The 458-nt window shown below is 43.7% G+C and carries 1 protein-coding gene; it reads left to right on the top strand.

Features of this window, described 5'->3' with window-relative positions:
- The first annotated feature begins 64 nt into the window (after window positions 1-64).
- On the top strand, window positions 65-274 hold the full coding sequence (locus tag EEB15_RS33350; protein WP_001096196.1) for a hypothetical protein: 210 nt from the start codon (window positions 65-67) through the stop codon (window positions 272-274).
- The last annotated feature ends 184 nt before the right edge of the window (window positions 275-458 follow it).

The following is a 458-nucleotide window of genomic DNA, read 5'->3' as shown; positions in this document are numbered from 1 at the left end:
CTAACGCATAAATAATAGTGACACCCTATCATTCACAAACCGTGATAATATAAGGATTATCATCATGGCAAAATTAGGTGAAAACACCCCACATATTATCGATGCTACTGTAGATTTTATGGCATCAAGCCAGGCATTTCGTGAGTATCTGAAAAAACTTCCCCCTGATAACACAATACCGCCAGCTCTTACTGATGAGCACGTACCGTTATATATACGAAGGCTGGAATACTATCGTCTGCTTTATCGACCAAAGCAGACAGAATCATATTGAAAAAAACGGTGAACGGTTCGCGAAATTCTTTCGCGGGTCGTGAGGCGTTGGACAAGCGAAGCGCGTCAGTTTTTCCGGCTCTTCCCCGTGACAGGTTTCTCCACCAGTTTATCTTCCAGTGTCACAACTTTCTGATACACCGCCGCTGTGGCGTTGTAGTTCCTGTCGAGTATTGTTTTCATTC

Origin of the sequence: Ramlibacter sp. WS9, assembly GCF_003797765.1 — a bacterium.
GTDB lineage: Bacteria > Pseudomonadota > Gammaproteobacteria > Burkholderiales > Burkholderiaceae_C > Ramlibacter.
This window is presented reverse-complemented; position numbering and strand designations above follow the sequence as displayed.